Origin of the sequence: Lacrimispora sp. 210928-DFI.3.58 (genome assembly GCF_020554865.1) — a bacterium.
Lineage (GTDB): Bacteria > Bacillota > Clostridia > Lachnospirales > Lachnospiraceae > Enterocloster.
Genome location: NZ_JAJCIC010000005.1, coordinates 20,503 through 46,643 on the forward strand (window position 1 = coordinate 20,503; position 26,141 = coordinate 46,643).

Sequence of the window (26,141 nt, forward strand, 5' to 3'; positions counted from 1 at the left end):
TGTCATAGAGCTGGTATTGATACTGGTGGGAATATTTACCCCCTAATTCACGCTATATATTATGTAGATACAGTGGAAATAGTGGAAATAGAGAAACAGTATAAACAGGAGTGTGTATGAAGTACAGTGATGATTGCAAGGTGTATAGAATCAGATATTATAATGTATGGTTCTATTTATTTGCGAAAACAGAGATGGATGAGTATAAGATTAATATATTAGGCGAGCGTATAGGTATGGGAGATTCGATGATGATGAAGGATATTCATTGCTGGTGCACCAGACAAAATATAAGGTATAGAACAAAGTTCAAGTATCGAAAAGATTATCCAATATTAGCCAACATCTGGAATCTGTACTCGTATTGTCGCTTTAGGTGTGATCTTAAAAGGTAAGTCTGGACAACCTTGTGGATAAATCATAAGGAGAAAAAGATTTAAGGGGATAACTGGTATTTATATATTTAGAAGCAGGTGAGCCAATCATGTTTTATTTACTAGAACATGGTTGGCTTTTTGGCGTTAAAAAGTTCAAAGAAAAGGGGAGTGTGGTAATTGAAGAAAATGGATGAAAAAAAGCTAAAAGAAGATTCGGGCTTTCCTTATGGATGGAATAAGGGAGATACCTGTGTGATGATCACAAACAAAACAAAAAAAGTACCTGCGAATATACGGTAGAGAGTTATGACGGGAGGTATTTTGGAGTACGAAGTCATACTGGACTTTATCATCGAGTTTCACCGTGGAGAATGTTTCGTACAAGGGAGGAGGCGGTTGAAACATTATCAGAATCAAAAGAACAAGGATATGGAGGAATGACATTAGGGTAGAAGAAATTGAGATATTGAGGAGGTAGGAGACAATGATTCGATTTATGAGTGATACACGTTATGCTGGACTGGAAAAGGAAATGCAGCATATACCAGGATTTCGTCCAAGAAGGAGCGGAATGGTTATCAGTCACCTTTCTGGTTGTCTGGAAAATCAGAGAAGCCCGTGTGAACGCCGTGTTACCGATTGTGTCCCGTTTTATGAGCTTCTGGAGGTGTTGGCAGAGGAAGTGGCTGTCAGCACCTTTGTAAGCCGCGTGTGCCGTCTGACAGGGAGAAGAAATCCGTGCTTTTTTCAAAATGGTCATAGAGAACGGTTTTTGGCTATGGGAGAGAAGTGTAACAGAGCCATTGAAGAAGCAGCGACCTGTTCTGCGGTCTATCTTCTTTCCGCAGATCGATTTTTGTGTAGCAGAGCTTTAGCGGCAATTGACCAGGAGGGGATTCATTTTTCCAAAATCCATATCCATGGTGTTGATTTGGATGGCTACGTTTTGTTTCATATGGCAAGGGATCTGTATCAGGGAAGCAGTCATATTCGTTTATCAGAACTTACAGATCCAGAGCTGGTGAGCGACCGAGCATTTGAATGGATTATGACGGCCTGTATGATTCGCAGGCATGGAAGCAGAGTTTTACGAGAGGAGGAAAGAAGTATTGACAGGAGTAAAATCGGACAGCATCAGTGAAAAAACAACGGAGCGTTCTGTACTTCGGTTTTTCAGTCCTCTGATAGCTACCATGTATGCAAAAGATGACTGGGGAAACTTGGAGGAATACGGCGAGGAGGTATTTCCAGCTGAGTTGTGCAGCTATGAGACGGAGATCCTGAAACGGATTGCAGAGGAAAATCTTGAGGAAGAAGGAGATAGGGGGCTGGCGGTCTATCTGGATGATCCAAAGTTAGAAGAGAAAATTTACAGTATGAAGCCTACCGTGGAAGTCTGGCGGGGGGAACTATGGGGAGTTCTGGAAGTAGAAAGTCTTAACCAGCTTTCTGAAAGGGAGATTGAAGCAGTAAAGGAGTACTGGGAAGGTCAGGAAAGTGATGGGTGGGGAGAAGGCTTTGAACAGCGGGGAATCAAAATTCCAGAGGGAGAACTGTATGTCAGCTTTTGGAACAGTGGAGATGAATTCTTTCTGACCACAGAAGAAGGTTTGAAAGGAGAAGAGCAGGAACCAGTCGTTCAGAAAGGAGGGATTGTTTTTGGAGCATTATGATGGAGAATTTTATACCCTTCGATTGTTCAGTCCCATAGAAGGAGAGATATATCCTCTGAATAGTACAGAGGAAGGTACTCATCTGACCGCTTATGAGATGGAAAACTATTCGTCTTTTATACGCGACCATATGGAAGATGTAGGATTATTGGGAAAAAGAAATCAGAAATTGATGACATACTTTAATAATGAAATAAGGCTGCATAAGCCGGTTAGTCTGTCACTGGATCTGGAAGCTTATGGGGGAAGATTATGGAGTGTACTGCAGGCAGACTCACAGGATAAACTGACACATGAGGAGGTTCAGAGTTTAGCAGAAACATGGGAGATGATTGCTGCTGGAGGCTTTATCAGAGAAATGCAAGAGACAAGGATCCTGGTACCAGATGGAGAACTTACGGTTTTTCTTGGAAATGAGGGACTGGATTACTTTGTATGTCCGGAAGAGGTTTTGAAAGGGACGGCGCATACATTAAAACCAGCCCTGGATGTTGCCATTTATTCAGAAGCATATTTCCTAGAGCGGAGTTATCAAGGGGCGAAGCTGAGGCTTCCAGCAGAACCCGCTTTTTTGAAGGATGCAAAGATGAGAGCTTTTATTCATGAAAATGAGCCTTACCAGATTGAACTTCTGGGGGAATGGCCATCTTTTCTTACAAGTGTATTGGAAAAGGCAAAAGCTGTTACTTTGGAAGAAGTCAATGTATTAGCCTGTCTGGTTGCTCATATGGATTCCATTCAGCTGGAAACTTATGAAGCAGCCATTCAGATGCGTCAGGAAAAAAATACGGATGCTCCAGTTGGGATAAAAGATTTACTCAATCTTTGTTATAACCTGAAGTGCTTTGAATTCCGCCCTGGTATTATAAATGACAGGATGTTGGGAGAATTCTGCTTAGAAGAAGATAGATTGGACTGGATCCATATTTTTGAAGTGGATGTAAGAAAATTACTGGATCCGCAAAGAGTGGGGATGGATCAGCGCAAGGAAGAAGTGGGCATATTTACCTCAAAAGGTTATGTATTTGAGAATGCTCTTTCCTATCAAGATATTTATGATGGAATTCACCTTCCCGATATTGACGGAGTGGCTGGAGGGATTTTTTCTCTTCGTCTGGTCGGATCTCAATATCCGGAAGAACAGGGAACCTGGCTGGAGCTTCCAACTACAGATTTGGGATTTCAGTGGGTGCTGAACAGATTAAATGAGAGAACTTTTGATGACTGTATCATTGCGGAGAGCATCAGCACAGTGCAAGGATTATCCGTTAAGCAGACAGATGACATTGAGACGCTGAATGAACTGGCAAGACGGATTCAGGAATTTACTGATGATAGAACGCTTTGCAAATTCGAGGCAGCTTTGGAGCTAGAGCAATGCGATAGCCTGGAACAGGCTCTTCACATTGCGGAAAATCTGGATTGTTATTCCTATGATCCACAGATGTATTCCATGGCTGCGTATACAAGGTATCTGTTTCGTGAATTGGAGATTAATATTGATGATCCAGCATTTGCTACATTTGACTTTCAAGGATATGGGGAACGTCAGCTTGGGCTGTTGGAAAGTGTTCAGACAGCCTATGGAATGATTACCCGCAATGAAGATTTTCTAATACAGGCACAGCAGAACACAGAGCAGGGAATGAAAATGCAGTAAGGGAAGAGCTGGAATTGTGTTGTGATCGAGTGGTGGAAATTAATAAGAATGAGTGCGAAGGAGAGTAGAAAATGACCTATGAAGAGTTTTTGAAATTGACAGAAAAGAATTTAAAACGATTTTTCCCGGACTCTTTTCAGGAAAGGAAAGTGAAAATCAGGGAGGTGTTAAAAAATAACAACATCAGATTACAAGGAGTATATCTGTCAGGTGGCAAAAGGTACACATCCGTTCCACTTTTATATCTGGAACCATATTATCAGGAACTTGAGAACGGAAACAAGCTTGAAGATGTGTGGCAGAAAATCGCTCAGGATTATCAGAAGTGTCAGGAAACTAAAATAAGTATAGATGGCATTTCCAGTAGAGAATGGGATTATGAAACCATAAAGAAGGGGCTGACCGTCTATGTCCGTAATGCACAGGAAAATGCTAATTTTCTGGAAAACTGTCCTCATGAAATACGAGAGAATTTGGCACTGGTTTATGGTTTTTGTGTGTTGGTTGACGGAGAAAATAGCGGGGGTGCCATTATCAATTATGACAGGCTGAAGTGTCTGGGAGTCAGCGAGGAGCAATTAAAACGGGATGCCTGGGAAAACATGAAGCAGAGCAATCCTCCCTGTTTTTTGGAATTACAGGATATGTTGGCAAAAATGTATTTTGATGAATCGGGAGATATAAAGGCTGGTGGTTTGGAACATTTAGAGGATGTGGATCCTAATGCAATGATGTATGTTCTGACGAATTCAAATCGGGTCAATGGGGCGGTTTATATGTGTGATGAAGAGGTAATGTCTCTTATTGCAGAAAAGCTGGGATCAGATTTAATCGTGATTCCGTCATCGATTCATGAAACGATTATTCTAAAAGAAACAGAGAATATGAGCGTAAGAGAACTGAATGCGATGGTAGAGGCAGTAAATGCGGAAGCCGTAGATCCACAGGAAAGGCTGGGGAATTTTGTTTACCGATTTGATAGGGAAGCCCAAAGACTGGAAAAGGCAGTAGAACAGGCAGAGAAGCTGGACTTTGAACCTGGGATGTCACCGGTATTTTCGTAGGACTCAGTTATATGTTTCACGAGTATTGCGGATGTTAGGAGGGATGCAGAATCAACAGTTTTATTTCATGGGTTGGCGGAAAGAAAGCACTCCGCAGCCTGATTTACACGATGTTTCCTGCAAGTTATGACCGGTACATTGAGGTGTTCGGCGGAGGTGGTTGGGTACTGTTTGGAAAACCACCAGATGACCGGTGTATGGAGATTTATAATGATTATAACTCTAACTTGGCAAACCTGTTTTATTGCGTCAAGAACCGCACGGGGGCATTCCTTAAGGAACTCGGATTTCTTCCGTTAAACAGCAGGGATGAATTTACAGTAATCCGTAATTTTATTGAAAAGCAGGAACCGGATACCCGATTTTTAATTGAGGAGCTGGAGCTGGCAGAGAAGCATCTGATGCCGCCGGATTATGAGGAAGTGAAAAAAATCCTGCTGGAAAATGCAGAGGTAACCGATGTAAAACGGGCGGCTGCATTTTTTAAACTGATCCGGTACAGCTATGGAAGTGGCTGCACGTCCTTTGGCTGCCGTCCGTTTGATGTGAGGAACTGCTTTGACACCATTTGGCAGGCATCCCGCAGGCTGGCAGATACCGTAATAGAAAATAAAGACTTTGAGGCACTGATTCGGCAGTATGACCGGGATAGTGCCTTTTTTTATTGCGATCCGCCCTATTATGAGACGGAAGGTCATTATGCAGTGGTATTCCGAAAAGAGGATCACAAACGGCTCCGAGACACTCTGACAGGGAGCAGGGGGAAGTGGATGGTCAGCTACAATGACTGCGATTTCATCCGGGAACTGTATGCAGGATATTTTATTACAGCCGTTACCCGCATCAATAACCTGGCCCAGAGGTATGAGGGCGGTTGTGAGTTTCCAGAGGTCATTATTACCAATTATGATCCTGGTGAGAGGGAGCGGTCAAAACCAAGACAGCTGGATCTATTTGGAATGTGGGGAGATGGAGAAACGGATCATTATGAGATCCGGGAAGAAATCTGTCCGGAAAGAGAGGTGCTATGAGAACAGAAAACAAGAGAAAAACAATGGTGCAAAAAAAGGAAAACGGTGTCCTTTCTGTGCCTAGTGAACTGTTACTGACGGCTGGGATTCCGCTTGATTGTGATTTGATGATAGAAACAGTCCCCGGAGTGATTCTGATTGGTATTGAGGCTCCGGTACAGACGGTTTGCAAACCCTATCTGAAGGTGTTCGATGAGCTGGGGATTGAACCCAATGAAGTGGAGGCATTGATGGGAAAGGAGAAAAGGACCAGATGAGTAAACCGATGTATCGTTTAGTGGATGGAAAGGGACGTGTCCTGATTCCAAAATCTATGAGGGAAGCGGCAAAGCTGGAGTATGGGGATATTGTTTGTCTGGGAATGGCGGGTGGAAAAATTACAGTCCGGAAGGTAGAGGTTATCGAGGTGGGAGATCAGTCTCCGGAGGCAGTGGAGGCATATGTTCGTACTGCATTTCAGTTTATGCCGGACAGCCTCCGACTGGATCTGATCGGAGAACTGAGCAGACTGCTGCAGAAAAAGGAGTGGTAAGATCATGCAGGAATTCACAGAAAAGGATTGTATGCAGACAGAAAAGGAGGCATCTATCCAGAACCGGGTGGTGGTTCTTCCCTCAAAGGTATTACCAGAGCATTACACGGGGCAGCTTTTTTTCTGTACGAATATCCAGAAAACAGAAAATCCCAGACATTCCATTGCCCATCTGGTTTCCTTATCTACTGGGGAGGCATGGCACTGCTGGAACAGGGATGTGGTTGGTGTGCTGCGGCCAGAACTGTTGGGGGAAAAGGAACGGCTCCAGCTCTCCCAGATCCGTCCATTTGGGGCGCTGGATTTACATGGACATTCCCCAGAATATTCTGGATACAGTTTTCTGCCGGATGGACGCTATGCGTCAGGGGTATGGCTGGCAAATCCAGAGGAAGTATGGAGCTATGTAATGATGCAGAAGGACTACCAGTATCGGATTTTGATCTGCGACAGGGATGATTTTGCCGTACTGGAAATGTTAGAGGGAAGGATGATCTTTCCCGATGTGCAGAGTCTGGAACAGTTTCAACAGGCACAGAAGGACGGGGGGATGGAGATGATTTAGAAATGAGGGAAGGGAAATGAAGCAGATTCAGATTGAAAATGGAGTGATTCGGTATTATGGGAACCGGGTAGGTCGTGTGACGGAAGGATGTGCAGTAGTGGATCCCATGTTTCAGAATGAAGCATTAGAAAGCTTCCTGCGTAAGCAGAGGAATATCCAAAAAATTCAGTGGCAGGACGGGATCTACGACCGATTGGCAAATAGCCAGGAAGATATGGAAGCGGCAAAGGGGTTAAAAGATGTACGCATCTGGCAACTGAGAGGAGATGTGGATGTGCATATGAAGTTCCTTGCACTTTCCCAGATGGAGCAGCAATATGGCTCCCCCAAGCCGGATTTTTATATCAAAGTCTATGAAGGGGCATCTGACACCAATGACCTGGAAGAACTCTATGATAAATTCCGGTATCATCCGCCGTCCGGTTATACAGGTCATGGGCTATCCATTAGTGATGTGCTGGAACTCTATGATGAAATAGGGAGTTCCTTTTTTTATGTGGATCGCTATGACTTTAAGAGAATTGATTTTACAGAGTCGCAACCGGCGGAGGAATTCATACACACCATGCAGTTTTAGCAGGCAGTTTTGGTTGTCTGCTTGACTGAAATAGATCCAGAAAGGAACGGTTTATGAGCAGAAAAAAACAAAGGAGGAAGAATCAGTATGCCAGATTTAGACGTTCGGATTACATCTATGTATCCACCAGGAGTACAGGGCGGGATCAGAGCCTATGCATCCGCCACAATCGCCGGGTGTTTTGCCGTCCGGGGAATCAAAATCGTCGAGGGAGGTAAGGATGGGCTTTTTATGTCTATGCCCAGCCGGAAAACACAGGATGGATACAAGGATATCTGTTTTCCTGTGACGGAGGAATTCCGCAACGAGCTGAAACAAGCGGTATTGGGAGCGTATGGAGAGGCACTGTCCATGGCACAGGCATCTACCTTACAGACAGCACCCCCTCAAAATCCAGGGCAGAACATGGTCTGATTTAAGGGGTACAGAGAACAAAAACAGAAAATCAATGGAGGAGATCAAATGAAGAATATTAAAAAACAGCTGGTAAATTATCGAAATGCAATGGTTATGCATATGTGGAATGTAAAAAACAAGCTTCAGGATACGTCTGGTGAGGGATATGTGGACACAGCCATTAAGATCCTGATCGCAGTTGTGCTGGGAGCACTGCTTCTGGCAGGTCTTTATGCACTGTTTAATGATACCGTACTTCCTACACTGGTACGCAGGGTGCAGGAAATGTTTGACTATAGCGGTTGATATGGAGATCAGGATATCGCTGCTTCAGGCAGTACAGGCAGTGCTTTTTTTCTCGCTGCTTATTGCGGTTTCTGCCTGGGATCTTCGGTACCGGATTATTCCGGACCGATTCCAGGCAGGGATTGCCCTGCTTTCCTTTCTGAACTTTGCACCCAGACAGCTGTTTGGAGCTTTAGGGGCAGTGCCATACCTCATAGTTGCATTATTTTGCAAGAGGGAAGGAGGAATTGGCGGCGGTGATATCAAGCTGGCAGGAGCAACCGGCTTGGTACTGGGACTTCCTGCAAGTCTGACTGCTTCCTGTTTAGGACTGACAGGATTTGTGATGTATGGTTGTATGGTCTGCCTGTGGAATCGGTTCAAGGGAAAACGAGCTAAAGAAGCATTTCCTGTGGGACCGTTTCTGGCAGGAGGAGCGGCAGCCGTTTATTGTATGAGATTAGGAGGATGGATGATATGAAGAAGAAATTATGGATCATGGTTTGTGTTGCAGTGCCGCTTACAATGATTGCGGCCATCATATACCACAACAGAAAATAGGTAGACAGCAGTCAGTGGAACACTGGTTAAAAAGGAACCAAAATAAGGAAAAGAGTTGGAGGAGATGAAATGCGATTTTTGAAAAACAGGACTGTACTTGGTGTGCTTTGCATCGTGCTGTCTTTGATCATCTGCTTTGCAGTTACACCATTGTTTAATAAGGCTATGAGTGAAAAGACGGAAATTGTCCGTGTAGTAAAACCAATTTCAGTGGGAGAAGAAATTACTTCTGACATGGTAAAGACCATAGAGGTTGGCAGTTATAACCTGCCAGATGATGTAGTAAAACATTCGGATACTGTGGTTGGGGCATTTGCATCTGCAGATTTGGCGCCAGGAGATTACATCCTGACATCCAAGATTGCAGAAGAGCCGGCGGCAGAAAATGCCTATCTCTATCATCTGACAGGAGAAAAGCAGGCAATCTCTGTTACGGTTAAGGCATTTGCCAATGGATTGTCTGGAAAGCTAAAGAGCGGCGATATTGTGTCAGTTATAGCTCCAGATTATAGAAAGCAGGGAAAAACGGTAATTCCTGCGGAGCTTCAGTATGTGGAGGTCATTGCTGTGACTGCAAACAGCGGATATGACGCAAATACGGGAGAAGAACTGGAAGATGGAGCGGATCGTGAGCTGCCTGGAACCGTTACCTTGCTGGTAACGCCAGAGCAGTCAATGGTTCTGGCAGAGCTGGAGGCAGATGGAAAACTGCATTTGTCTCTGGTGTATCGTGGGGATGAAAAGAGTGCAGGGCAGTTTTTGGAAGCGCAAAACCAGATATTAACGGAACTGTATCCTCCAGAAGATATGGAAGGAGAAGCGGAAGAAAACGAGGCGCCGGATCATTCTGATAAGGAGCCAGAGGAAACCAAAGCAGAGGAGCAGGAGGAGTCCGAACAGGGCGAAACAGAGGAAAGCGAGGTGGAGTAAGCCTTGAATTTTCTGAAAAACAGTATTTTCAGCAGGGGAGCCGGGGACAGCGCTCCTGACTGGGAACCGGAAAATGAGAATCAAATGCTGGCAGTCTGGGGAAGTCCTGGATCTGGTAAAACCACGACAGCAGTGAAGCTGGCGGCGCGTCTTGCCATGCAGAAGAAGGATGTGGCTCTCCTTCTGTGTGATATGAATACACCGATGCTTCCCTGTATCTGTCCTCCGGGAGACCTGGACGAGGAGCATTCTCTGGGGAGTGTTCTGGCAGCAACCCATGTGTCGGAATCGTTGGTACGCCATAACTGTATTACTCATAAAAAAATACGCCATCTAACGATCCTTGGAATGAGGAAGGGGGAAAATGAATACACATATCCACCTTACGAGCGGACACAGGCAGAGGAATTACTGCAGTGTTTGAGAAAGATCGCTCCCTATATCATCGTTGATTGTGGAAGCTGTATTGCCAATGACATTCTTTCGGCCATTGCCTTGATGGAGGCGGATGCAGTGCTGCGGCTGGTAAACTGTGATCTGAAATCCATCAGTTATCTTTCCAGTCAGCTTCCGCTTCTTAAGGACAGTCAGTGGGATGCAGAAAAGCAGTATAAAGTGGCCAGCAATGTATATCCCAATGAGGCCAGCGAACACATTGAACGGGTGCTCGGCAATGTGGCATTCCAGATCCCTCATTCCGAGGAAGTAAAGGCACAGGTTCTGGAAGGGAACCTTCTGAAAGAACTGGTGCTAAAGGACAGTAAGGGGTTTAGAAAAACCATGGAAGCAATCACAAAGGAGGTGTTCGGATGTTAGGGGAAAGACGCAGCAAAGCCGCGTTTTCTGCGGGTTTTCCCGAAGCTGTTCGGGAAGAAACACGACAGGATTCTGGACATCTTCCGGAGGAGATCATGGAAACGGAGGCTTCTTTGGATGGCTTGGATGGAGGGGAGGGGACAGAAGAAAACTTCCAAAATGATAGCCTGTCGGAACAGGCTTGTGAAGGACAGATGCATGGAAAGGAGGATATCTGGTCAGAAGAGGAGGACATAGAGGCTCCTTTGTGTACTCAAAAAACGGGAGGTCGTTCTCTCCGTACCCATGACCTGTTTTTTGCATCAGAGGATGAAGGGCGTGACTTTCAGTCCGTGCTGCAGGAGATACAGGCGTATCTTTCCAAAGAATACAGTAATCTGGTAACCGGAGATGGAAACGAAGAAATAAAAGCACAGATTCGCCGATTTGCCGGGAAGTATATTCAGGATAACCGTATACAAGTACCGGGAAAAACCACGGATGAGCTGATTGATGCGATTTATTCAGAAATGGCAGAGTTCGGTTTTCTCACAAAGTACATCTACGGGGAAGGAATCGAGGAGATCGATGTAAATGCCTGGGATGATGTGGAGGTCCAGTATTCTGGTGGAGTGACAGAAAAATTGAAAGAGCATTTTGAAAGCCCCGAACATGCCATCAATGTCATTCGGCGTATGTTGCATGTGTCTGGGATGGTGCTGGATGATGCGAGTCCAAGCGTTCTGGGACATTTAAGTAAAAATATCCGTATTGCTGTACTGAAGACACCTCTTGTTGATGAGGATGTCGGGGTGGCAGCCTCGATCCGAATTGTGAATCCCCAGAGCATGAAGAAACAGGACTTTATAAAGGGAGGAACGGCAACCAGTCAGATGCTGGATTTTTTATCGGAGTGCATCCGGTATGGAATCTCTGTGTGTGTGGCGGGAGCCACAAGCTCCGGAAAAACCACACTGTTAGGCTGGCTTCTGACCACAATTCCGGACGGTAAGCGTATTTACAGTATTGAGAATGGTTCAAGGGAGCTGGCGCTGGTACGCAGAAAGGATGGGAGGGTAGTCAATTCCGTGATTCACACCTTGACCCGTGACAGCGAGAATGAGAGGCAGAGAGTAGATCAGATTGCACTCCTTGATATGGCGCTACGCTTTAATCCGGACATTATTGTGGTAGGAGAAATGCGTGGACCAGAAGCGAATGCGGCACAGGAGGCTGCCAGAACCGGTGTTGCGGTTGTGACAACCATCCATTCCATGAGTTGTGAGGCAACTTACCGCCGCATGGTTTCCCTGTGTAAACGTGCTGTGGATATGAGTGATGAGACTCTGATGGGATTTGTAACGGAAGCCTATCCGATCATCGCTTTCTGCAAACAGCTGGAAAACAAGGAACGCCGTTTAATGGAAATCATGGAGTGTGAGATTCTGGCAGATGGAACCAGACGATACCGTCCGCTGTTTCAATATCAGATTACGGAAAACAGGGTGGAGGATGGAAAGTTTGTAATTGTGGGGCACCATAGACAAATCAACCCAATCTCGGACAGTCTGGCAAGACGGCTGATGGAGAATGGAATGCCGCAGGAAACGCTGGCAGGACTTTTGAATGTAAAAAAGGATAGAGAGGAGGAGAATGAATGACGGCGATTCAGCTATTGGCGTGTGCGGGAATGATCGTGGGTGTATTTTTACTGCTGGGAATGAAGCCAGTGGAGTTTACGGACAGCCTGTTTGGATTTCTATTGAATCCAAAACGAAGTCTGCGGGAAGACATCAGGGAATCATCAGGAAGAAAAAAATCAGGGATTTTGCGCAGGGAACTGGAGGAAGCACAGAACATCCTTCAAATGACGGGCAGGGGGAACCGGTTTTCCATCATCTGCGCAGTTGCTCTGGCACTGTTTTGCGCTGGGGGATCCATTGCTATTTTGTTGGGGAATTTTTTCCTAGCTCCGGTGATGGCAGTGGGTTTTTTATTTCTACCATTCTGGTATGTGAAACTGACTGCCAATCATTATAAAAGGGATGTGTCTGCAGAACTGGAAACGGCGCTTTCGGTCATTACCACAGCATATCTGAGGACAGAAGATATTGTGACGGCGGTGGAGGAGAATATAGCATATTTAAATCCTCCAGTGTCCAGAGTATTTCAGGATTTTCTTATCCAGATTAAAATGGTAAATCCGGATGTTCAGGCCGCCCTTCGGATTTTGCGGGGAAGGATTGATAATGAGGTGTTTCGGGAGTGGTGCGATGCGGTCAGTGACTGCCAGCATGACCGGAGCTTAAAGACTACACTGCCGCCCATCGTATCAAAGCTGTCAGATATGCGGAATGTGAACGCAGAACTGGAATACATGATCGCAGAACCAAGAAAAGAGTTTATGATTATGGTTGTGTTTGTAGTAGGCAATATTCCTCTTATGTATCTGCTGAATCAGGACTGGTATGATGTACTGATGCATACGGTACTGGGACAGTGTATTCTGGCTGCCACTGCGGCGGCTATTTTTATATCCGCTGGCTTTGTAGTGAAACTGACCCGTCCCATTGAATACAGGAGGTAGCTATGGAAGGCTTGTTATTTTTATTCGGGCTGTTTTTAGCTCTGGGACTTTTCTTTTTAACTGCGTCTGTTCTAAAGTTACCTACCATGGGTGCGGCGAAGGCCATGCTGGGTACGGTAAAACAGGAGCGGAAAGCGGCAAAGACATTGGAAACTTATTTTATGATCCTAGCAGTGCGACTGTCTGGTTTCATCCGGATGGATGCATATAAGAGAAGCAGGATGCAGAATGTGTTAAAAGCCAGTGGAATGAATATGACCCCGGAAGTGTATCAGGCGTATGCTCTGGTAAAATCAGGCGCAGTACTTTTGGGGGCGATTCCCTGCATGTTCCTTTTTCCGCTACTGGTTCCTGTTGTGGTTGTGCTGGCCTTACTTCTTTACTTTAAGGAAAACCAGAAAGCGGATGAAACCTTAAAGGCAAAGCGGGAAGAGATAGAGGGGGAGCTTCCGAGAATGGTGGCGACTATGGAACAGGAACTGAAAGCAAGCCGTAATGTGATCGGTATGTTGGAGCGATTCAAGGGGAATGCGGGACCAGCGCTGACTGGAGAGTTAGATATTCTTCTGGCGGATATGCGTTCCTCCAATTATGAAGCGGCGCTGACACGATTTGAGGCAAGACTGAACTCGCCCATGCTGTCCGATGTGGTACGTGGATTGATTGGTGTCCTTCGAGGGGATGACAGCACAGTGTATTTTCAGATGCTGGCTCATGATTTTAAGCAGATCGAACTGCAGAGATTAAAAGCACAGGCACAGAAAATCCCTCCTAAGATCCGTGTTTTTTCCTTTGTCATGCTGGTATGTTTTCTGCTGACTTATTTGGCGATTATCTGCTATGTGGCATTGGAGAGCCTTGGAGGAATGTTTTAGACAGGAAGGAGGAGAGGATGAGGAGTCATCGTTTATGGAGAGCGCTGTCAGAAAGACGGGGCGAAGGATATGTGGATGTGATCGTGCTGGTTTTGTGTGCGGTCATGGTGCTTGCCCTTGCCATGCGTGTGCTTCCGGTTTTTATTCAGAAACAGCAGCTGGATACCTTCGCTACAGAACTGGTGCGTGAAGCAGAGGTAAGCGGGCGCGTAGGTGCAGAGACAAGCCGCCGTGCCGCTGTGCTGTCGGAAAAAACAGGGCTTCATCCGGACATTTTATGGTCCAGTCATGGAAGAATCCAGTTAAATGAAGAGGTTACCGTTACCCTGACGATGGATACAAATATCGGTCTGTTTGGCGAGTTTGCTTCTTTTCCGGTTACGCTTCGCGCACAGGCAGCTGGAAAATCAGAAGTTTACTGGAAATGAGGTGGAGGGATTGCGGAAACGGATGAAAGAGATACTGAGAGACAGGCGAGCCTCCTCATTTCCCATGACCATCGGGATTGTTCTTTCGCTGATTATTCTGATGTGTGGGATTAGTGAGTATTTCCGGCTTCAAGTCATTGCGGCAGGTGTGCGGGAAGCCGTGGAGGATGCTGTCATTTCCACAGTCAATGATAATTATGCAGGTGTGTATCATGGAGTCAGGGAGGGATATTCTGGCAGCTATGTTCCCTTTGGAGAGGGAAGCTGGGAAGAAGATCTGAATGAAGGGGACATTTATGATTATCTGGATGAAACCATAGGGACCCAATTGTCTGGCGGCAGGCATGTAAAGTATGCGGATACTGGAACTGCAATGGAGTTTGCCATAGATAGCCTGCAAGTGACGCTTCGGAATGCACCTCTGGCCCCATCAGATCCAGCCCATGCGCAGCGGTTTGAGGCAGATGCCATTGTTAGACTGGAGGTTCCAGTTCGGTTTGGCGGCCGGATTCTTCCATCCATGTGGATCACATTGAAGGTACAGGCTGGATATACAGAGGTGTTCTAGGGAATGACCTGGACTTTGAGAGGATTGTATAGTATGTTGTGCATAACAAAACAGAAAACAGGATAAAGGAGGAGCAGAATCATGAAACTGACAGAGAAGATGAAAAAGAATCTGGCAATTTTGGGCGGCGTGCTCATAGGAATCGGCCTGATCGCTGCCATTGGAATGCAGTTTGGTCCGAAACCGTCCGGTGAAGATGTTCTGCCAGGAACAGGGGAGACGGAAACAGAATTGATTGTAGATCCTGGAGATTTTGAAAAGAAGGAAGAGGAAAGTAAAGTAGTATCCAGAGAAGAAGAGAGCCTTGTGATTCATCCAGGAATCGGAGAAAATCAGGAAACAGACACTCAGGCGGTGGACAGCCGGTCGCCACAGACTGATCAGACAACGCAGAGTATCCAACCAAAACCAACTAAACCAGAACCGCCAAGCAAGGAGATCCTGACAGATCCAACACAAAAACCAGATGGTACAAAGCAGGATACTCCTCCGGTTCCCGTGGATCATGAAGCGGTAGAAAAACCGTCCGAACCGGTAGCAGATCCGGAACAGCCGCAGGCAGGAGATACTTCCGGGAACCAGATCTATGTTCCAGGATTCGGCTGGGTAGAAAACCATGGAGGAGGAGGCTCTGGAACTGCAGCAGAAGATATGTATGAAAACGGGAATAAGATTGGCATTATGGATTAAGACAGAAAGAAGAAGCACCACATCAATGTGGTGTTTTTTCTTTTCCCAGATACCAGGGAAGGAAACAAGGCTTCCTGTGGTTGGAAAGGAGGATACTTGAAACAGAAGAAATGTGTGTTTTTCATAGTCTCAATCTTACTGTCTTTGATACTCTCCATCCAGGTTTATGCAGTAGGGGACGGAAATCTTGATGGGGGCGGCGGAAGTATGGGACAGGGGACCAGTCAGAATTCCTGGTCACCGGGAAATGAAGGGGTGCGGGTTACTGTCATTCGGGCAGAGAGCCATGATCCGGTAACAAGACCGATTGACTTAACAAACAAGCATCCGAATATTGCCTACTCCTTTGGGAAAGTCAGTAAAATGTCTTATACCAGAGGAAGTGCTTTGATGATTGATACCAATCCATATGAGTATGTAAATCCGGCACAGTCTCTACCCAGAATCATCAGCTCGAAAAGTCTGGGGCAGGCAAACATTGAGCAGATTAAAAGTTATTTTACAGATGAACAGGTGGTGCGCAGCATTGCAGGACTGACTGGAATGGATTTTGACACACTGGTGGGAGGGGAGTATAGGCTCTTATTGGAGCCGATCAGTTTTCTTAAATTTCAGGGAACCCTGATTGCAGTTACAGCAACAGAGGCAGCGCTCTATGATGAGATGTTAAGTGGTGGGCTTCGTGCTGTCCTTCCAACAGTGGCATTTCAGAATCTACCACTTTCTATGTTTTTGGAAACACCGGATCTGGGATATCCGGCTTGGGGAGGTCCTACATCGGGAATCCGTTCCAACAGTGAAATAAAAAGTTCCCTGGGACTTGGCATTGTACGGTTTCGGGATGTGCCACCAGAGGAACCGGAGATCACGACCTATGATTATGAGTATAGGACTAACACGGAAGTGATTACGGCAGTAGAGGTAAGCGGAGGACAGAGTGATCCGGATCATCCGGTATCCGTAACATTTTCCGTAGGAGGAAGAAGCTACGAGGTGGGAGAGGTATATTATCCGTCCGGCGACAGTCAGCTGGCTTGGATCCGCTGGACAACACCGGAGCAGCCTCAGACTATGACGATGACCGTCCGTGTGCGGGGCGGAGGAGGAACAAGTAAAGGAACTCTTCACATCAAGGTTGTGGATCTGGATGAAAATCCACCGCCAGATCCCAATGCGGATGACCGGAATGACGGGTTTACAAGACCTTCGGTTCCTTCCAATGCAGAAGTAACCTCTGCATCCTGGGGTGTGTGGAGACCATGGTGGAGGGAATACTGGGTATGGCACAGCGGGGATGAGGATGATGACGGGTACTGGTGTGACCATGGCTGGTGGGAGTTTGACCTGGACCGATACTCCGCAAGCCTGACTGCAGATATGAGAATTACAACCGATGAAAAGTCCCCTACCGCTACGGGAAGGACGATGAAATCCGGTTATGGATTCCAGGAAAAGGTAACAACTCATGTCAGCACCAATCAGAGTTCTGCAGTGACATCTGCGCAGAATGCGGTGACTTATTTTCCGGAATTTCAGTATGAGAGGTTTTGGAGGCTTTTGGAACGGATGAATGGCGGCTATGATATGACCCATGAGTTTAAGAAAAATGGTTACAGTACCTATGAGAGGAGAACGCATTTTACACCAATTTGGTATCCGGATGGAAGCTATACGCCATATACATGGTTGTTGGATTGCTGGACACCGGCTGGGATGCTTTCCATGAATCTGACCGATTCCATTACCATTGACGGAAACCTATGGAGTGACTGGCACATCGCACCGCAGAACCCAGAGTAGGGGGAGTTTTTGCAGGAAATTACACAGGAATAGGAGGAACATTTTAATGAAAACAAAGAAAATCATAACATCTGTTTGTACAGCCGCAGTTTTCGCAAGCCTAATCTGTATGCCGGCATATGCGGCTTCCGGGGACGTGGCCGGGGCGATTGAGGGAACCTGGCAGACGGCATCCCAACAGATCAAAACAGTTGTCGATCATGTTGTATTTCCAGCCATAGATCTGATCCTTGCCGTGTTCTTTTTTGGAAAACTGGGAACGGCATACTTTGATTATCGGAAACATGGGCAGTTTGAATGGGCAGCACCGGCAATTCTGTTTGCCTGTCTGGTATTTACACTGACTGCACCGCTTTATATCTGGCAGATTCTTGGAATTTAGGAGGTATATCATGGGATGTTGGGGAATTACTGCGTTTGAGTCCGATGCTGGACTAGATGCCATCAGTCTCATACGGAAACATCTTCCGGAACAAGGGGATGTAGAACTCCGGCAGATGCTTGCCTGGCTGAAGGCAGATTCTTGGAATGCCCCTCCGGAAGTGTCAGAAGGGGTGTCTCATACAAGCCCAATGGCAGTGGCAGAACTAATTGTAAAATTCCAGGAGAAGGATTTTTCTGCACTGGATGGAATCAGGGGGGATAAGAAGTTTTCCTCCCTGTCTTCTTTTACAGCATCGAAAGAATCCCTTCAGTGGGTAAAGGAATATCTGTCGGAAACTCTTTTTTACAGCCGTAAATGTGCAAAAGAGCAGGAGAAGTCGGGAGTTTTGTGGGGCGGCTGGTTTCAGGAACGGGATTGGAAGCACTGGCAGGCGCATATGGAAAAACTGATTGGAAGGATGGATGAACTGCTTACAAGAGAGGGAGAAACAGTTGCATTATGGACAGGAAGCATTTGCCAGAAGGTGGAACCAGGAAAAATGGCAGGAAAGAAAGAAGGGGAAGAACGTGAGAACCCACATAGGTCGGAGGAGGAAAGCATGACATTTTTTGAAAGGGAACTAAAAAAAATGTTTGGAACGGGAGCGAGCTTTTCAGAACCAAGGTTTGTCGGGAATTGTTGTTATGGAAGGCTGACGGATCAGATCCGTGTCAAAATCAACTTTCAGACAGGCATGGTTGCGGATCATTATGACCGATTGAAAGTGACCCTTTTGAATCGGAATGAAGGAACGATCGACAGCATGGTTGTGAAATTTGGAGATGTGTGGGGTCTGAAAAAAACGACTAATCCCAACTTCCGCGACGGGGTAAATCCCCATATCTGGTCCTATGGAAAGGAGATCGGCTGGTATGTATATCAGCCCGGAAAAGAGGATTATAAAGTACTCAGTGAAGCGGTAAAGACCTATCTGCAAGTGTTTCAGGAACCGGAGGAAGCTATGCAAATGGGACAGAAGATGTGTTAAGGGGAGGTGGTTAAAACTTGTTTATCTGGGATTTTGTTGCAGACACGGTTCTGGGACAGATCATTGACTGGCTGTATGGTCAGATTGTTGGATTTCTGGGGGATTTTTTCATGCAGATGGGAAGCATGGGGGCTGAACTGTTCGAAATGAGCTGGGTACAGTCTGTTGTGCTTCTTTTTTATTATCTGGCATGGGCACTTTATGTGACGGGAATCGTAGTGGCAGCCTTTGAATGCGGAATTGAATATCAGAATGGCAGGGGAAGCATACGCGATACTGCCCTGAATGTAATCAAGGGATTCCTGGCAGCCAGCCTGTTTACGACTGTTCCAGTGGAGCTTTATAAGCTCAGTATTTCACTTCAGGGGAGTTTTACAGCTGGTATTACAGGATTGGGAGAAGATATTGGGACAGTTGCGGCAGGGATTGTGCAGTCTCTTCAGGATGCTGCTACCTGGCAAGAAGCTGCTATATCTGGAGTTTTTGGTGGAATCGGAAGTATCAGCAGCCCGATTTTTATGATCTTTCTCTTGATCCTCATGGGTTATGCGGTGATCAAAGTGTTCTTTGCGAACTTAAAACGGGGCGGGATCCTTCTGATCCAGATTGCAGTAGGGAGCCTTTATTTATTCAGTGTGCCAAGGGGATATATTGATGGATTTGTTGGCTGGTGCAAGCAGGTAATCGGTCTGTGCCTGACCGCATTTTTACAGGCGACGGTCCTGATCGCAGGTCTGATGGTCGTTAAGGATCAGGCACTGCTTGGTCTGGGACTTATGTTATCGGCAGGTGAGATTCCGCGGATTGCGGGGCAGTTTGGGTTGGAAACGGGAACCAAAGCAAATGTGATGGGAGCAGTCTATGCAGCGCAGGGAGCTATGAACCTAACAAGGACGGTTGTGCAAGTGGTTTCTAAGTAGAGAGGACGGTGAAGGATGGAACGCAACAAACTGGTGTATATTGCATCTCCGTATTCTGGAGATGTTGAGCGGAATGTAGCATTTGCAAAGGCAGCCTGTCGTTATGCCATGAACCAGGGGGTTACGCCAATTGCCTCCCATCTGCTATATCCGCAGATGCTGGATGATGGAGTCCCAGAAGAGAGGAAGCTGGGAACAGATATGGGGCTTCGGATTTTGAAGGTGTGTGAGGAAGTCTGGGTGTGTGGAAGTGAACTGTCTTCAGGAATGGAGCAGGAAATCCGTGCAGCAAGGCAGCTTCAGATTCCGCTTAGACGGGTCAGCGAACAGGAGATTGGATGGGAACTATGTGAAGTACCGATACAAAAGGGAATGGAGATGGGCGGATGATGACACTGGGGAGCCTGTTTGACGGGATTGGAGGATTCCCTTTGGCGGCAGTTCACTGTGGAGGTGTGCCGGTATGGGCCAGTGAGATAGAACCGTTTCCCATGAGGGTAACCAAACTTCGGTTTCCAGATATGATCCATGTAGGGGACATTACAAAACTGGATGGAGCAAAATTGCCGCCTGTGGATGTAATCTGCGGAGGCAGCCCCTGTCAGGATTTGTCAGTAGCCGGATTACGGAAAGGATTGGCAGGGGAGCGCTCCGGTCTGTTTATGGACCAGGTACGCATAGTAAAGGAGATGAGAGCAGAGGATGAAAGACGAGGGGTATCAGATGACTTTATTCGACCTCGATACCTCGTTTGGGAAAATGTCCCTGGAGCATTCAGCTCCGCAAATGGAGAAGATTTCCGGGCGGTCATCGAGGAGATTGTCCATATCAAGGACAGTACCTGTCATGTGCCTCGACCTGACACCGGGCGCTGGGAATCTGCTGGGGCTGCCATTTTGGGAGATCAATTCAGCCTGGCTTGGAGAGTCTTGGATGCTCAATACTGGGGAGTCGCCCAGCGCCGCCGTAGAATCTTCCTTGTCGCAGATTTTGGAGGACTCACCGCACCAAAGATATTATTTGAGCAGGAACGCCTGCTTGGGGATCCTGCGGAGGGCCAAGGTCAGGGGAAAGGAGTTACCACCACAGCTGGAAACAGCTCTGCGGATTCAGGCGGGAGTAGAGTAGCAGAGGAAAAACAGGTGGATATTTTTGCGTTTCATATTAATCAGAGGGAAGAAACGATCAACCTCAACGGAATATCCGGAGCTTTGATGGCAACGACCAATATGCAGATGCAGACCTTTGTGGCAGAGGGGATGAGGAAGTTTGAAAGTGCAGAAAAAGAAGAGTGTCTGTGCCTCAATGACCAAGGAGGAGAGCGTATGGATGTTTCGGTCGATGTAACAGCAACCTTGCGGGCAGGGATGAGTGGTCATCCGCCTCTGGTGATGGGCATCCAGCAGGGTAGTGCTGGGACAGAAGAAACTCCGGATCCAGCTCTTACAGAGGAGGCAGAAACCGGCGGGAACAATCAGCAGATTCTGTTTGAGAATCACGGGATTGATGCCAGATATACAGGTCCGCATGAGGTGGCTCCTACCATGTCAGCCCGGTATGGAACAGGAGGAAACAATGTCCCACTGGTCTCAGATATGCCGGAGAGTTATTGTATTGCCGGAAATATCATTGATCGGGAAGTACAAAATGGAGGAAATGGTCTGGGATGCCAGCCGGATATTTCCTATACTCTTACGAGCGCAGACCGTCATGCAGTGTTCAGCCGCCAGAGAAGTGATGAATTTCTGCAAAATCGGGTAACAGCGACTCAGAGCGCCAGACAGCATAAGGATGCTACGGATCTGGTGTGTGAGCCGTATCAGAATACGGTAGGAACCATTGGATATACAGATCATAAGGGGATTAATAATCAATATGTCAGCGAAAATAAATGTATTGTTGAGAACCGGAAACTGATCCGGAGGCTGACGCCTTTGGAGTGTGAACGGTTGCAGGGTTTTCCGGATCACTGGACAGATATCCCTGGTGCCTCGGACAGTGCCCGTTACAAAGCTCTTGGAAATAGCGTAGCGATACCGTGTGTGGATTTTGTTCTCCGTGGTATCGCTTATTTTTTGCGGAAGATGAAGGAGGAGAAAGAACCATAAGATTGGTAGTTCTGCTTCCGTTTTCAGGCAATCTTTGTTGGGTATCGTCATAGCTATCTCATCTCTTTATGGATATACTTGGCTTGTAAAAACGAGGAAAGGAGAGTCAAATGGAAGAGCGTAAGAAAAATTTATGCGCCATGATTCCAGAATCCCTGCATAAGAAAGTGCGGGAAGAACAGGAAGAATGGGGAATCAAGCTGAACGAGTATATGGAACGGATTCTAAAAGACCACTTTGAGAAGGGAGAAAGAGAGATGGCAAACGGAACCAGGACACTGGCATTTCAGGTATCAGAGGAGTTATTTCAGAGGTTAAAAAAATACCTCAAAAAGACAGGACAGAGCCAGAAAGAATTTGTGATCGGACTGATTGAAGATGTACTTTCGCAGGAAGAACATGTAGTATCTGGAGAGATGCAGGAGACAGAGGGAAAGGCAGAACTTGAGGAAACTGAATAAGAGGAAGGATCGAACATACCGCCGGCAGAGCTTCATCATGCCGGCGGTTATTATTTGGAGGTGATCGGTTGTATATTTATCCGGACCATTTGAAATCAAAAGCAACACTTTGGTTATGGCAGCTTCGGGACATTGGGATTCTTGGTATTTGCGGATTGGTCTCCATTTTAGCAGCTACGCAGGCGGGATTTATGTTCCCTTGTGTTCTGACAGGGGTATATGGATTTCTGACGATCCGCTTTGAAGATACCAGCATTCTGGATTTTATCCGGTATGCCTGTGCGTATTTTTTTATGCGTCAGCAATTTTTTGAGTGGAGGTATGAATGAGCAGGGAGAAAAGAAAAGCGAAAAAAGAGGCAGAGAAGCGCCTCTCCACACGGCAGTTCATTGGTGCAAAGGAGATAACAGACTACAGTCTGGTGACCTACGGACAGGGGGAGCTGGTGTATTTTATTGTAAAACCAACGAATATTTCTGTTTTGTCCGAATCTAGTGTCGGGGCAAGAATCTATGCTCTTATGACTGTGCTAAAAGGAGTGGCAGAGATTGAGATGCTGTGTCTAAACAGCAGGGAAAGCTTTGAAGACAACAAGCGGTTTCTGAAAAGTCAGATGGAGCAGGAAGAGAATCCAGTCATACGCCGTCTTTTGGAACAGGATCAGACCCATCTGGACCGGATTCAGGTGCAGATGGCGACAGCCCGTGAATTTCTGATTATGCTACGGTTAAAAGATGAAAAGGAATCGGATATTTTTCCGTACCTTTCCAGGATTGAAAAATCCCTGAAGGAACAGAGTTTTTCTGTTAAACGGGCAGATAAAGAGGATATCAAACGTATCCTGGCTGTTTACTATGAGCAGAACGTGACCACAGAGAAGTTTGAAGACTTTGACGGGGAGCGGTGGATCATACCAGAGATTTAGAGTGAGGAGGAGATGACTTGAAAAAAGGAAGGACAGCAGTTGATGACAGGGAAGATAATGTGCGTATCCAGGAATTTCTGGATATGATCGCCCCGTCTGTCATTAAATTTGAAACAGATCATTTTATTTGCGGTAACACCTATCGTTGTGTCTGGGCACTGCGGGAGTACCCGACTGCTACGGAAGAGCAGGCAATTCTCTCACATTTAGGGGAGAAAGATGGTGTAACCTTGCGGATTTATACCCGTCATGTGACACCCGTTGAGGAGCGGAAGATCATCAGTAATGCAGCCAACAAAAACCGGATGGATCGGAGCAATACCAGTGATTTACAGCAGACTGTTCTGGCTGAAAGTAATTTACAGGATGTAACTACCATCGTAGCCCAGATGCACCGCAACCGAGAACCCCTCCTCCATACGGCAGTATATCTGGAGTTGTGTGCCCATGATCTGGAGCATTTGAAGCTTCTTCAGACAGAAGTACTAACGGAACTGATCCGGTCAAAATTGAATGTAGACCGACTGATCCTCCGTCAACAACAGGGGTTCCGGTGTGTAATGCCAAGCGGTTATAACCTGTTTAAGGATCAGTTTGAGAGAGTGCTTCCGGCCAGCAGTGTGGCGAATCTGTATCCCTTTAACTATTCAGGAAAGACGGATCCTCACGGGTTCTATATTGGGAAAGATAAATTTGGGAGTAATGTACTGGTGGATTTTAACCGGAGAGCAGATGATAAGACGAATGCCAATATCCTGATTCTGGGAAACAGCGGACAGGGAAAAAGCTATCTGCTTAAATTGCTGCTGACGAATTTAAGGGAGTCCGGAATGCATATCTGCGCTCTGGATCCGGAAATGGAGTATGAAGATCTGACCAATAATCTGGGAGGGTGTTTTATCGACTTAATGAGCGGGGAGTTCATTATCAACCCTCTGGAACCGAAAACCTGGGACGAAGCGGGAAGCCCAGAGGATCTGGATGCACCTCAGACCTTTCGCATCCGGTCCAGATTATCCCAGCATATCAGTTTCTTAAAGGATTTTTTCCGAAGCTACAAGGATTTTTCCGACAGGGAAATCGATGTGATTGAGATCATGCTGCAGAAGTTATATACCAGATGGGGGATTACAGACGAAAGTGATTTTGAATGCCTGGCTGCGGAGGATTACCCAGTTCTCTCCGATCTTTATGCGTTCATTGAGGAAGAATATCAGGGATTTGACGAAAACAGAAGACAGCTTTATACAGCAGAAATGCTTCAGAGTATTCTTCTTGGGCTGAATTCTATGTGTGTGGGAGCTGAGAGCAAGTTCTTTAATGGACATACCAATATCACCGATGATGGCTTCATTACCTTTGGGGTAAAAGGACTGTTACAGGCCAGCAGGAGCCTTAAAAATGCATTGCTTTTTAATGTGCTTTCGTTTATGAGCGATGTTCTTTTGACACAAGGCAATACGGCAGCCAGTCTGGATGAGTTTTATCTGTTCCTTTCCAACCTGACTGCAGTAGAGTATGTTAGAAATTTTATGAAGCGTGTGCGAAAAAAAGATTCTGCAGTTATCATAGCCAGCCAGAACCTAGAGGATTTTAATCTGGATGGCGTGAGGGAGTATACCAAGCCGCTGTTTTCCATCCCGACGCATCAGTTTCTGTTCAATGCGGGGAGCATTGATGCCAAGTTTTATACGGATACCCTGCAGCTGGAGGATAGTGAGTATAACCTGATCCGGTATCCACAACGGGGAGTTTGCCTGTATAAATGTGGAAATGAGCGATATAACTTAATGGTAAATGCCCCGGAACACAAAGCCAGACTGTTCGGAAAGGCAGGAGGACGCTAAAAGGGGAGACTATGAATGGAGTTAAAGGAGCAGAAATTTGGCATTGAGATTGAGATGACCGGCATTACCCGTGCGAAAGCGGCTGAAGTAACGGCAGAGTATTTTGGAACTAGAGTCAAATATCTGGGAACCTATTACGATACCTATGCAGCCATTGACACGGAGGGGCGGCAGTGGAAATTTATGAGCGATAGCAGTATTCACGCAGAACGGAAGGTAAATGGAAGCAGGGTAAATGCTGATGTGGAATACCGGACAGAGATGGTGAGTCCAATCTGTCGCTATGAAGACATTGTTACCATTCAGGAAATTATTCGGAAACTGAAAGAGCATGGTGCCCTGACAAACAAGAGCTGCGGAATCCATGTGCATATTAATGCAGAGCCGTTTGATGCCAGAACTCTCCGTAATATCACCAATATCATGGCATCCAAGGAAGACTTGATCTATAAAGCGCTTGGAGTGTCTGTGGAAAGGCAGCATCGTTGGTGTCAGCCGGTGGATACACGATTTTTGGATGAGTTAAACCGGAGAAAACCTAAAAGTATGGAAGCTGTAGAGCGGATCTGGTACAACGGAGAGAGCCGGAGGGATGCGCATTATGATGATAGCCGCTATCATTGTCTGAACCTTCATTCTGTTTTTCAGAAAGGAACTGTGGAATTTCGTCTGTTCAATGGGACGCTTCATGCAGGCAAGATTAAGGCCTATATCCAGTTTTGTCTGGCGATTGGCGCCCAAGCGCTGAATCAGTCCTGCGCCAGCAGAAGAAAAACTCAGACCAGCAATGAGAAGTATACATTCCGCACTTGGCTTTTACGGCTAGGATTAAATGGGGAAGAATTCGCCACAGCTCGTCAGCATCTGCTGGCAAATCTGCCGGGCTGTATTGCCTGGAAGGATCCGGCTCAGGCGGAAGCACAAAAGGAAAGAATGCGACAGAAGCGGGAGAAGGAATTGGCAGAACGGATCCAGAGACAGGAAACCATTCATCCAATTGAGGAATTAGAATCAGCTGGGGAAGCACAGGAATCCCCGGCTTTTTGTATGCGAATGTGACAGGAGGAAGCAAAT

31 protein-coding genes are annotated in these 26,141 nt (G+C 46.4%); all 31 read left to right on the forward strand.

The genetic code is table 11. The features are described from left to right. The first annotated feature begins 861 nt into the window (after nucleotides 1-861). The 31 genes from LIZ87_RS04670 to LIZ87_RS04820 all read left to right on the forward strand — a co-directional run bounded on the left by LIZ87_RS04670 (nucleotide 862) and on the right by LIZ87_RS04820 (nucleotide 26,126). Nucleotides 862-1,518 carry a hypothetical protein gene (locus tag LIZ87_RS04670; RefSeq protein ID WP_227145555.1) on the forward strand — a complete coding sequence of 219 codons (657 nt, stop codon included), beginning with the start codon at nucleotides 862-864 and terminating at the stop codon, nucleotides 1,516-1,518. Further along, a complete protein-coding gene (locus LIZ87_RS04675; protein ID WP_227145557.1) occupies nucleotides 1,487-2,050 on the forward strand; it encodes a hypothetical protein in 564 nt (187 codons plus the stop codon). The genes LIZ87_RS04670 and LIZ87_RS04675 overlap by 32 nt, the downstream gene beginning before the upstream one ends. Further along, complete coding sequence (locus LIZ87_RS04680) at nucleotides 2,037-3,710, forward strand: antirestriction protein ArdA (protein ID WP_227145559.1); 1,674 nt, start codon at nucleotides 2,037-2,039, stop codon at nucleotides 3,708-3,710. Before LIZ87_RS04675 ends, LIZ87_RS04680 begins: the two co-directional genes overlap by 14 nt. A gap of 71 nt (nucleotides 3,711-3,781) precedes the next feature. Continuing rightward, nucleotides 3,782-4,774, forward strand: a complete 993-nt coding sequence (locus LIZ87_RS04685) for a DUF5688 family protein (protein ID WP_227145561.1) — start codon at nucleotides 3,782-3,784, stop codon at nucleotides 4,772-4,774. A 50-nt stretch (nucleotides 4,775-4,824) separates the two neighbouring features. After that, the gene (locus tag LIZ87_RS04690) at nucleotides 4,825-5,805 is read left to right on the forward strand and encodes a DNA adenine methylase (RefSeq protein ID WP_084770634.1); all 981 of its coding nucleotides are present in this window, start codon (nucleotides 4,825-4,827) and stop codon (nucleotides 5,803-5,805) included. A gap of 107 nt (nucleotides 5,806-5,912) precedes the next feature. Next, nucleotides 5,913-6,062, forward strand: coding sequence for a hypothetical protein (locus tag LIZ87_RS04695; protein WP_227145563.1), 150 nt, complete (start codon nucleotides 5,913-5,915; stop codon nucleotides 6,060-6,062). Further along, nucleotides 6,059-6,337 (forward strand): AbrB/MazE/SpoVT family DNA-binding domain-containing protein, encoded by a 279-nt coding sequence (locus LIZ87_RS04700; protein WP_227145565.1) that lies wholly within the window; start codon nucleotides 6,059-6,061, stop codon nucleotides 6,335-6,337. The genes LIZ87_RS04695 and LIZ87_RS04700 overlap by 4 nt, the downstream gene beginning before the upstream one ends. 4 nt (nucleotides 6,338-6,341) lie before the next feature. After that, nucleotides 6,342-6,902, forward strand: a complete 561-nt coding sequence (locus tag LIZ87_RS04705) for a hypothetical protein (RefSeq protein WP_002593825.1) — start codon at nucleotides 6,342-6,344, stop codon at nucleotides 6,900-6,902. A 16-nt stretch (nucleotides 6,903-6,918) separates the two neighbouring features. Next, nucleotides 6,919-7,479, forward strand: coding sequence for a YodL domain-containing protein (locus LIZ87_RS04710; protein ID WP_227145567.1), 561 nt, complete (start codon nucleotides 6,919-6,921; stop codon nucleotides 7,477-7,479). 87 nt (nucleotides 7,480-7,566) lie between these two features. Then, nucleotides 7,567-7,893: a SpoVG family protein gene (locus LIZ87_RS04715; protein WP_002593823.1), complete on the forward strand. Its 327-nt coding sequence runs from the start codon at nucleotides 7,567-7,569 to the stop codon at nucleotides 7,891-7,893. Nucleotides 7,894-7,941: 48 nt separating this feature from the next. Further along, nucleotides 7,942-8,181: a DUF6133 family protein gene (locus tag LIZ87_RS04720; protein ID WP_227145569.1), complete on the forward strand. Its 240-nt coding sequence runs from the start codon at nucleotides 7,942-7,944 to the stop codon at nucleotides 8,179-8,181. 1 nt (nucleotide 8,182) lies between these two features. Beyond that, on the forward strand, nucleotides 8,183-8,641 hold the full coding sequence (locus LIZ87_RS04725; RefSeq protein WP_227145571.1) for a prepilin peptidase: 459 nt from the start codon (nucleotides 8,183-8,185) through the stop codon (nucleotides 8,639-8,641). 149 nt (nucleotides 8,642-8,790) lie between these two features. Next, a complete protein-coding gene (gene cpaB, locus LIZ87_RS04730; protein ID WP_117472002.1) occupies nucleotides 8,791-9,651 on the forward strand; it encodes a Flp pilus assembly protein CpaB in 861 nt (286 codons plus the stop codon). Between the two features lie 3 nt (nucleotides 9,652-9,654). Then, nucleotides 9,655-10,467, forward strand: a complete 813-nt coding sequence (locus LIZ87_RS04735; protein ID WP_227145573.1) for an AAA family ATPase — start codon at nucleotides 9,655-9,657, stop codon at nucleotides 10,465-10,467. Beyond that, nucleotides 10,461-12,107: an ATPase, T2SS/T4P/T4SS family gene (locus LIZ87_RS04740; protein ID WP_002593818.1), complete on the forward strand. Its 1,647-nt coding sequence runs from the start codon at nucleotides 10,461-10,463 to the stop codon at nucleotides 12,105-12,107. Before LIZ87_RS04735 ends, LIZ87_RS04740 begins: the two co-directional genes overlap by 7 nt. Then, complete coding sequence (locus LIZ87_RS04745; protein WP_055650602.1) at nucleotides 12,104-13,033, forward strand: type II secretion system F family protein; 930 nt, start codon at nucleotides 12,104-12,106, stop codon at nucleotides 13,031-13,033. The genes LIZ87_RS04740 and LIZ87_RS04745 overlap by 4 nt, the downstream gene beginning before the upstream one ends. A 2-nt stretch (nucleotides 13,034-13,035) precedes the next feature. Continuing rightward, nucleotides 13,036-13,908, forward strand: a complete 873-nt coding sequence (locus tag LIZ87_RS04750; RefSeq protein WP_002593816.1) for a hypothetical protein — start codon at nucleotides 13,036-13,038, stop codon at nucleotides 13,906-13,908. Between the two features lie 17 nt (nucleotides 13,909-13,925). Next, entirely contained in the window at nucleotides 13,926-14,336 is a 411-nt protein-coding gene (locus LIZ87_RS04755) for a DUF4320 family protein (protein ID WP_002593815.1), read from the forward strand. 22 nt (nucleotides 14,337-14,358) lie between these two features. After that, the gene (locus tag LIZ87_RS04760) at nucleotides 14,359-14,904 is read left to right on the forward strand and encodes a hypothetical protein (RefSeq protein WP_002593814.1); all 546 of its coding nucleotides are present in this window, start codon (nucleotides 14,359-14,361) and stop codon (nucleotides 14,902-14,904) included. An 81-nt stretch (nucleotides 14,905-14,985) separates the two neighbouring features. Then, the gene (locus tag LIZ87_RS04765; protein WP_055650603.1) at nucleotides 14,986-15,594 is read left to right on the forward strand and encodes a DUF6550 family protein; all 609 of its coding nucleotides are present in this window, start codon (nucleotides 14,986-14,988) and stop codon (nucleotides 15,592-15,594) included. 96 nt (nucleotides 15,595-15,690) lie between these two features. Next, nucleotides 15,691-17,394, forward strand: coding sequence for a hypothetical protein (locus tag LIZ87_RS04770; protein ID WP_178711358.1), 1,704 nt, complete (start codon nucleotides 15,691-15,693; stop codon nucleotides 17,392-17,394). Between the two features lie 46 nt (nucleotides 17,395-17,440). After that, nucleotides 17,441-17,776, forward strand: a complete 336-nt coding sequence (locus LIZ87_RS04775; protein ID WP_002593811.1) for a DUF3852 domain-containing protein — start codon at nucleotides 17,441-17,443, stop codon at nucleotides 17,774-17,776. A 10-nt stretch (nucleotides 17,777-17,786) separates the two neighbouring features. Next, entirely contained in the window at nucleotides 17,787-18,806 is a 1,020-nt protein-coding gene (locus LIZ87_RS04780) for a DUF4259 domain-containing protein (protein ID WP_227145576.1), read from the forward strand. A gap of 17 nt (nucleotides 18,807-18,823) precedes the next feature. Continuing rightward, nucleotides 18,824-19,726 (forward strand): conjugal transfer protein TrbL family protein, encoded by a 903-nt coding sequence (locus tag LIZ87_RS04785; RefSeq protein ID WP_118584659.1) that lies wholly within the window; start codon nucleotides 18,824-18,826, stop codon nucleotides 19,724-19,726. Nucleotides 19,727-19,741: 15 nt separating this feature from the next. Then, nucleotides 19,742-20,116 carry a DUF7768 domain-containing protein gene (locus tag LIZ87_RS04790; protein ID WP_195597384.1) on the forward strand — a complete coding sequence of 125 codons (375 nt, stop codon included), beginning with the start codon at nucleotides 19,742-19,744 and terminating at the stop codon, nucleotides 20,114-20,116. Further along, entirely contained in the window at nucleotides 20,113-21,834 is a 1,722-nt protein-coding gene (locus tag LIZ87_RS04795; protein WP_227145578.1) for a DNA cytosine methyltransferase, read from the forward strand. The genes LIZ87_RS04790 and LIZ87_RS04795 overlap by 4 nt, the downstream gene beginning before the upstream one ends. Before the next feature lie 110 nt (nucleotides 21,835-21,944). Further along, on the forward strand, nucleotides 21,945-22,295 hold the full coding sequence (locus LIZ87_RS04800) for a 4-oxalocrotonate tautomerase (protein WP_227145580.1): 351 nt from the start codon (nucleotides 21,945-21,947) through the stop codon (nucleotides 22,293-22,295). Between the two features lie 68 nt (nucleotides 22,296-22,363). Further along, on the forward strand, nucleotides 22,364-22,624 hold the full coding sequence (locus LIZ87_RS22845; protein ID WP_038292378.1) for a hypothetical protein: 261 nt from the start codon (nucleotides 22,364-22,366) through the stop codon (nucleotides 22,622-22,624). Continuing rightward, nucleotides 22,621-23,220: a hypothetical protein gene (locus tag LIZ87_RS04810; RefSeq protein ID WP_002593804.1), complete on the forward strand. Its 600-nt coding sequence runs from the start codon at nucleotides 22,621-22,623 to the stop codon at nucleotides 23,218-23,220. The genes LIZ87_RS22845 and LIZ87_RS04810 overlap by 4 nt, the downstream gene beginning before the upstream one ends. Before the next feature lie 17 nt (nucleotides 23,221-23,237). Continuing rightward, a complete protein-coding gene (locus LIZ87_RS04815) occupies nucleotides 23,238-25,067 on the forward strand; it encodes a TraG/VirB4 family ATPase (RefSeq protein ID WP_178711361.1) in 1,830 nt (609 codons plus the stop codon). A gap of 15 nt (nucleotides 25,068-25,082) precedes the next feature. Further along, nucleotides 25,083-26,126, forward strand: coding sequence for an amidoligase family protein (locus LIZ87_RS04820; RefSeq protein WP_227145582.1), 1,044 nt, complete (start codon nucleotides 25,083-25,085; stop codon nucleotides 26,124-26,126). The last annotated feature ends 15 nt before the right edge of the window (nucleotides 26,127-26,141 follow it).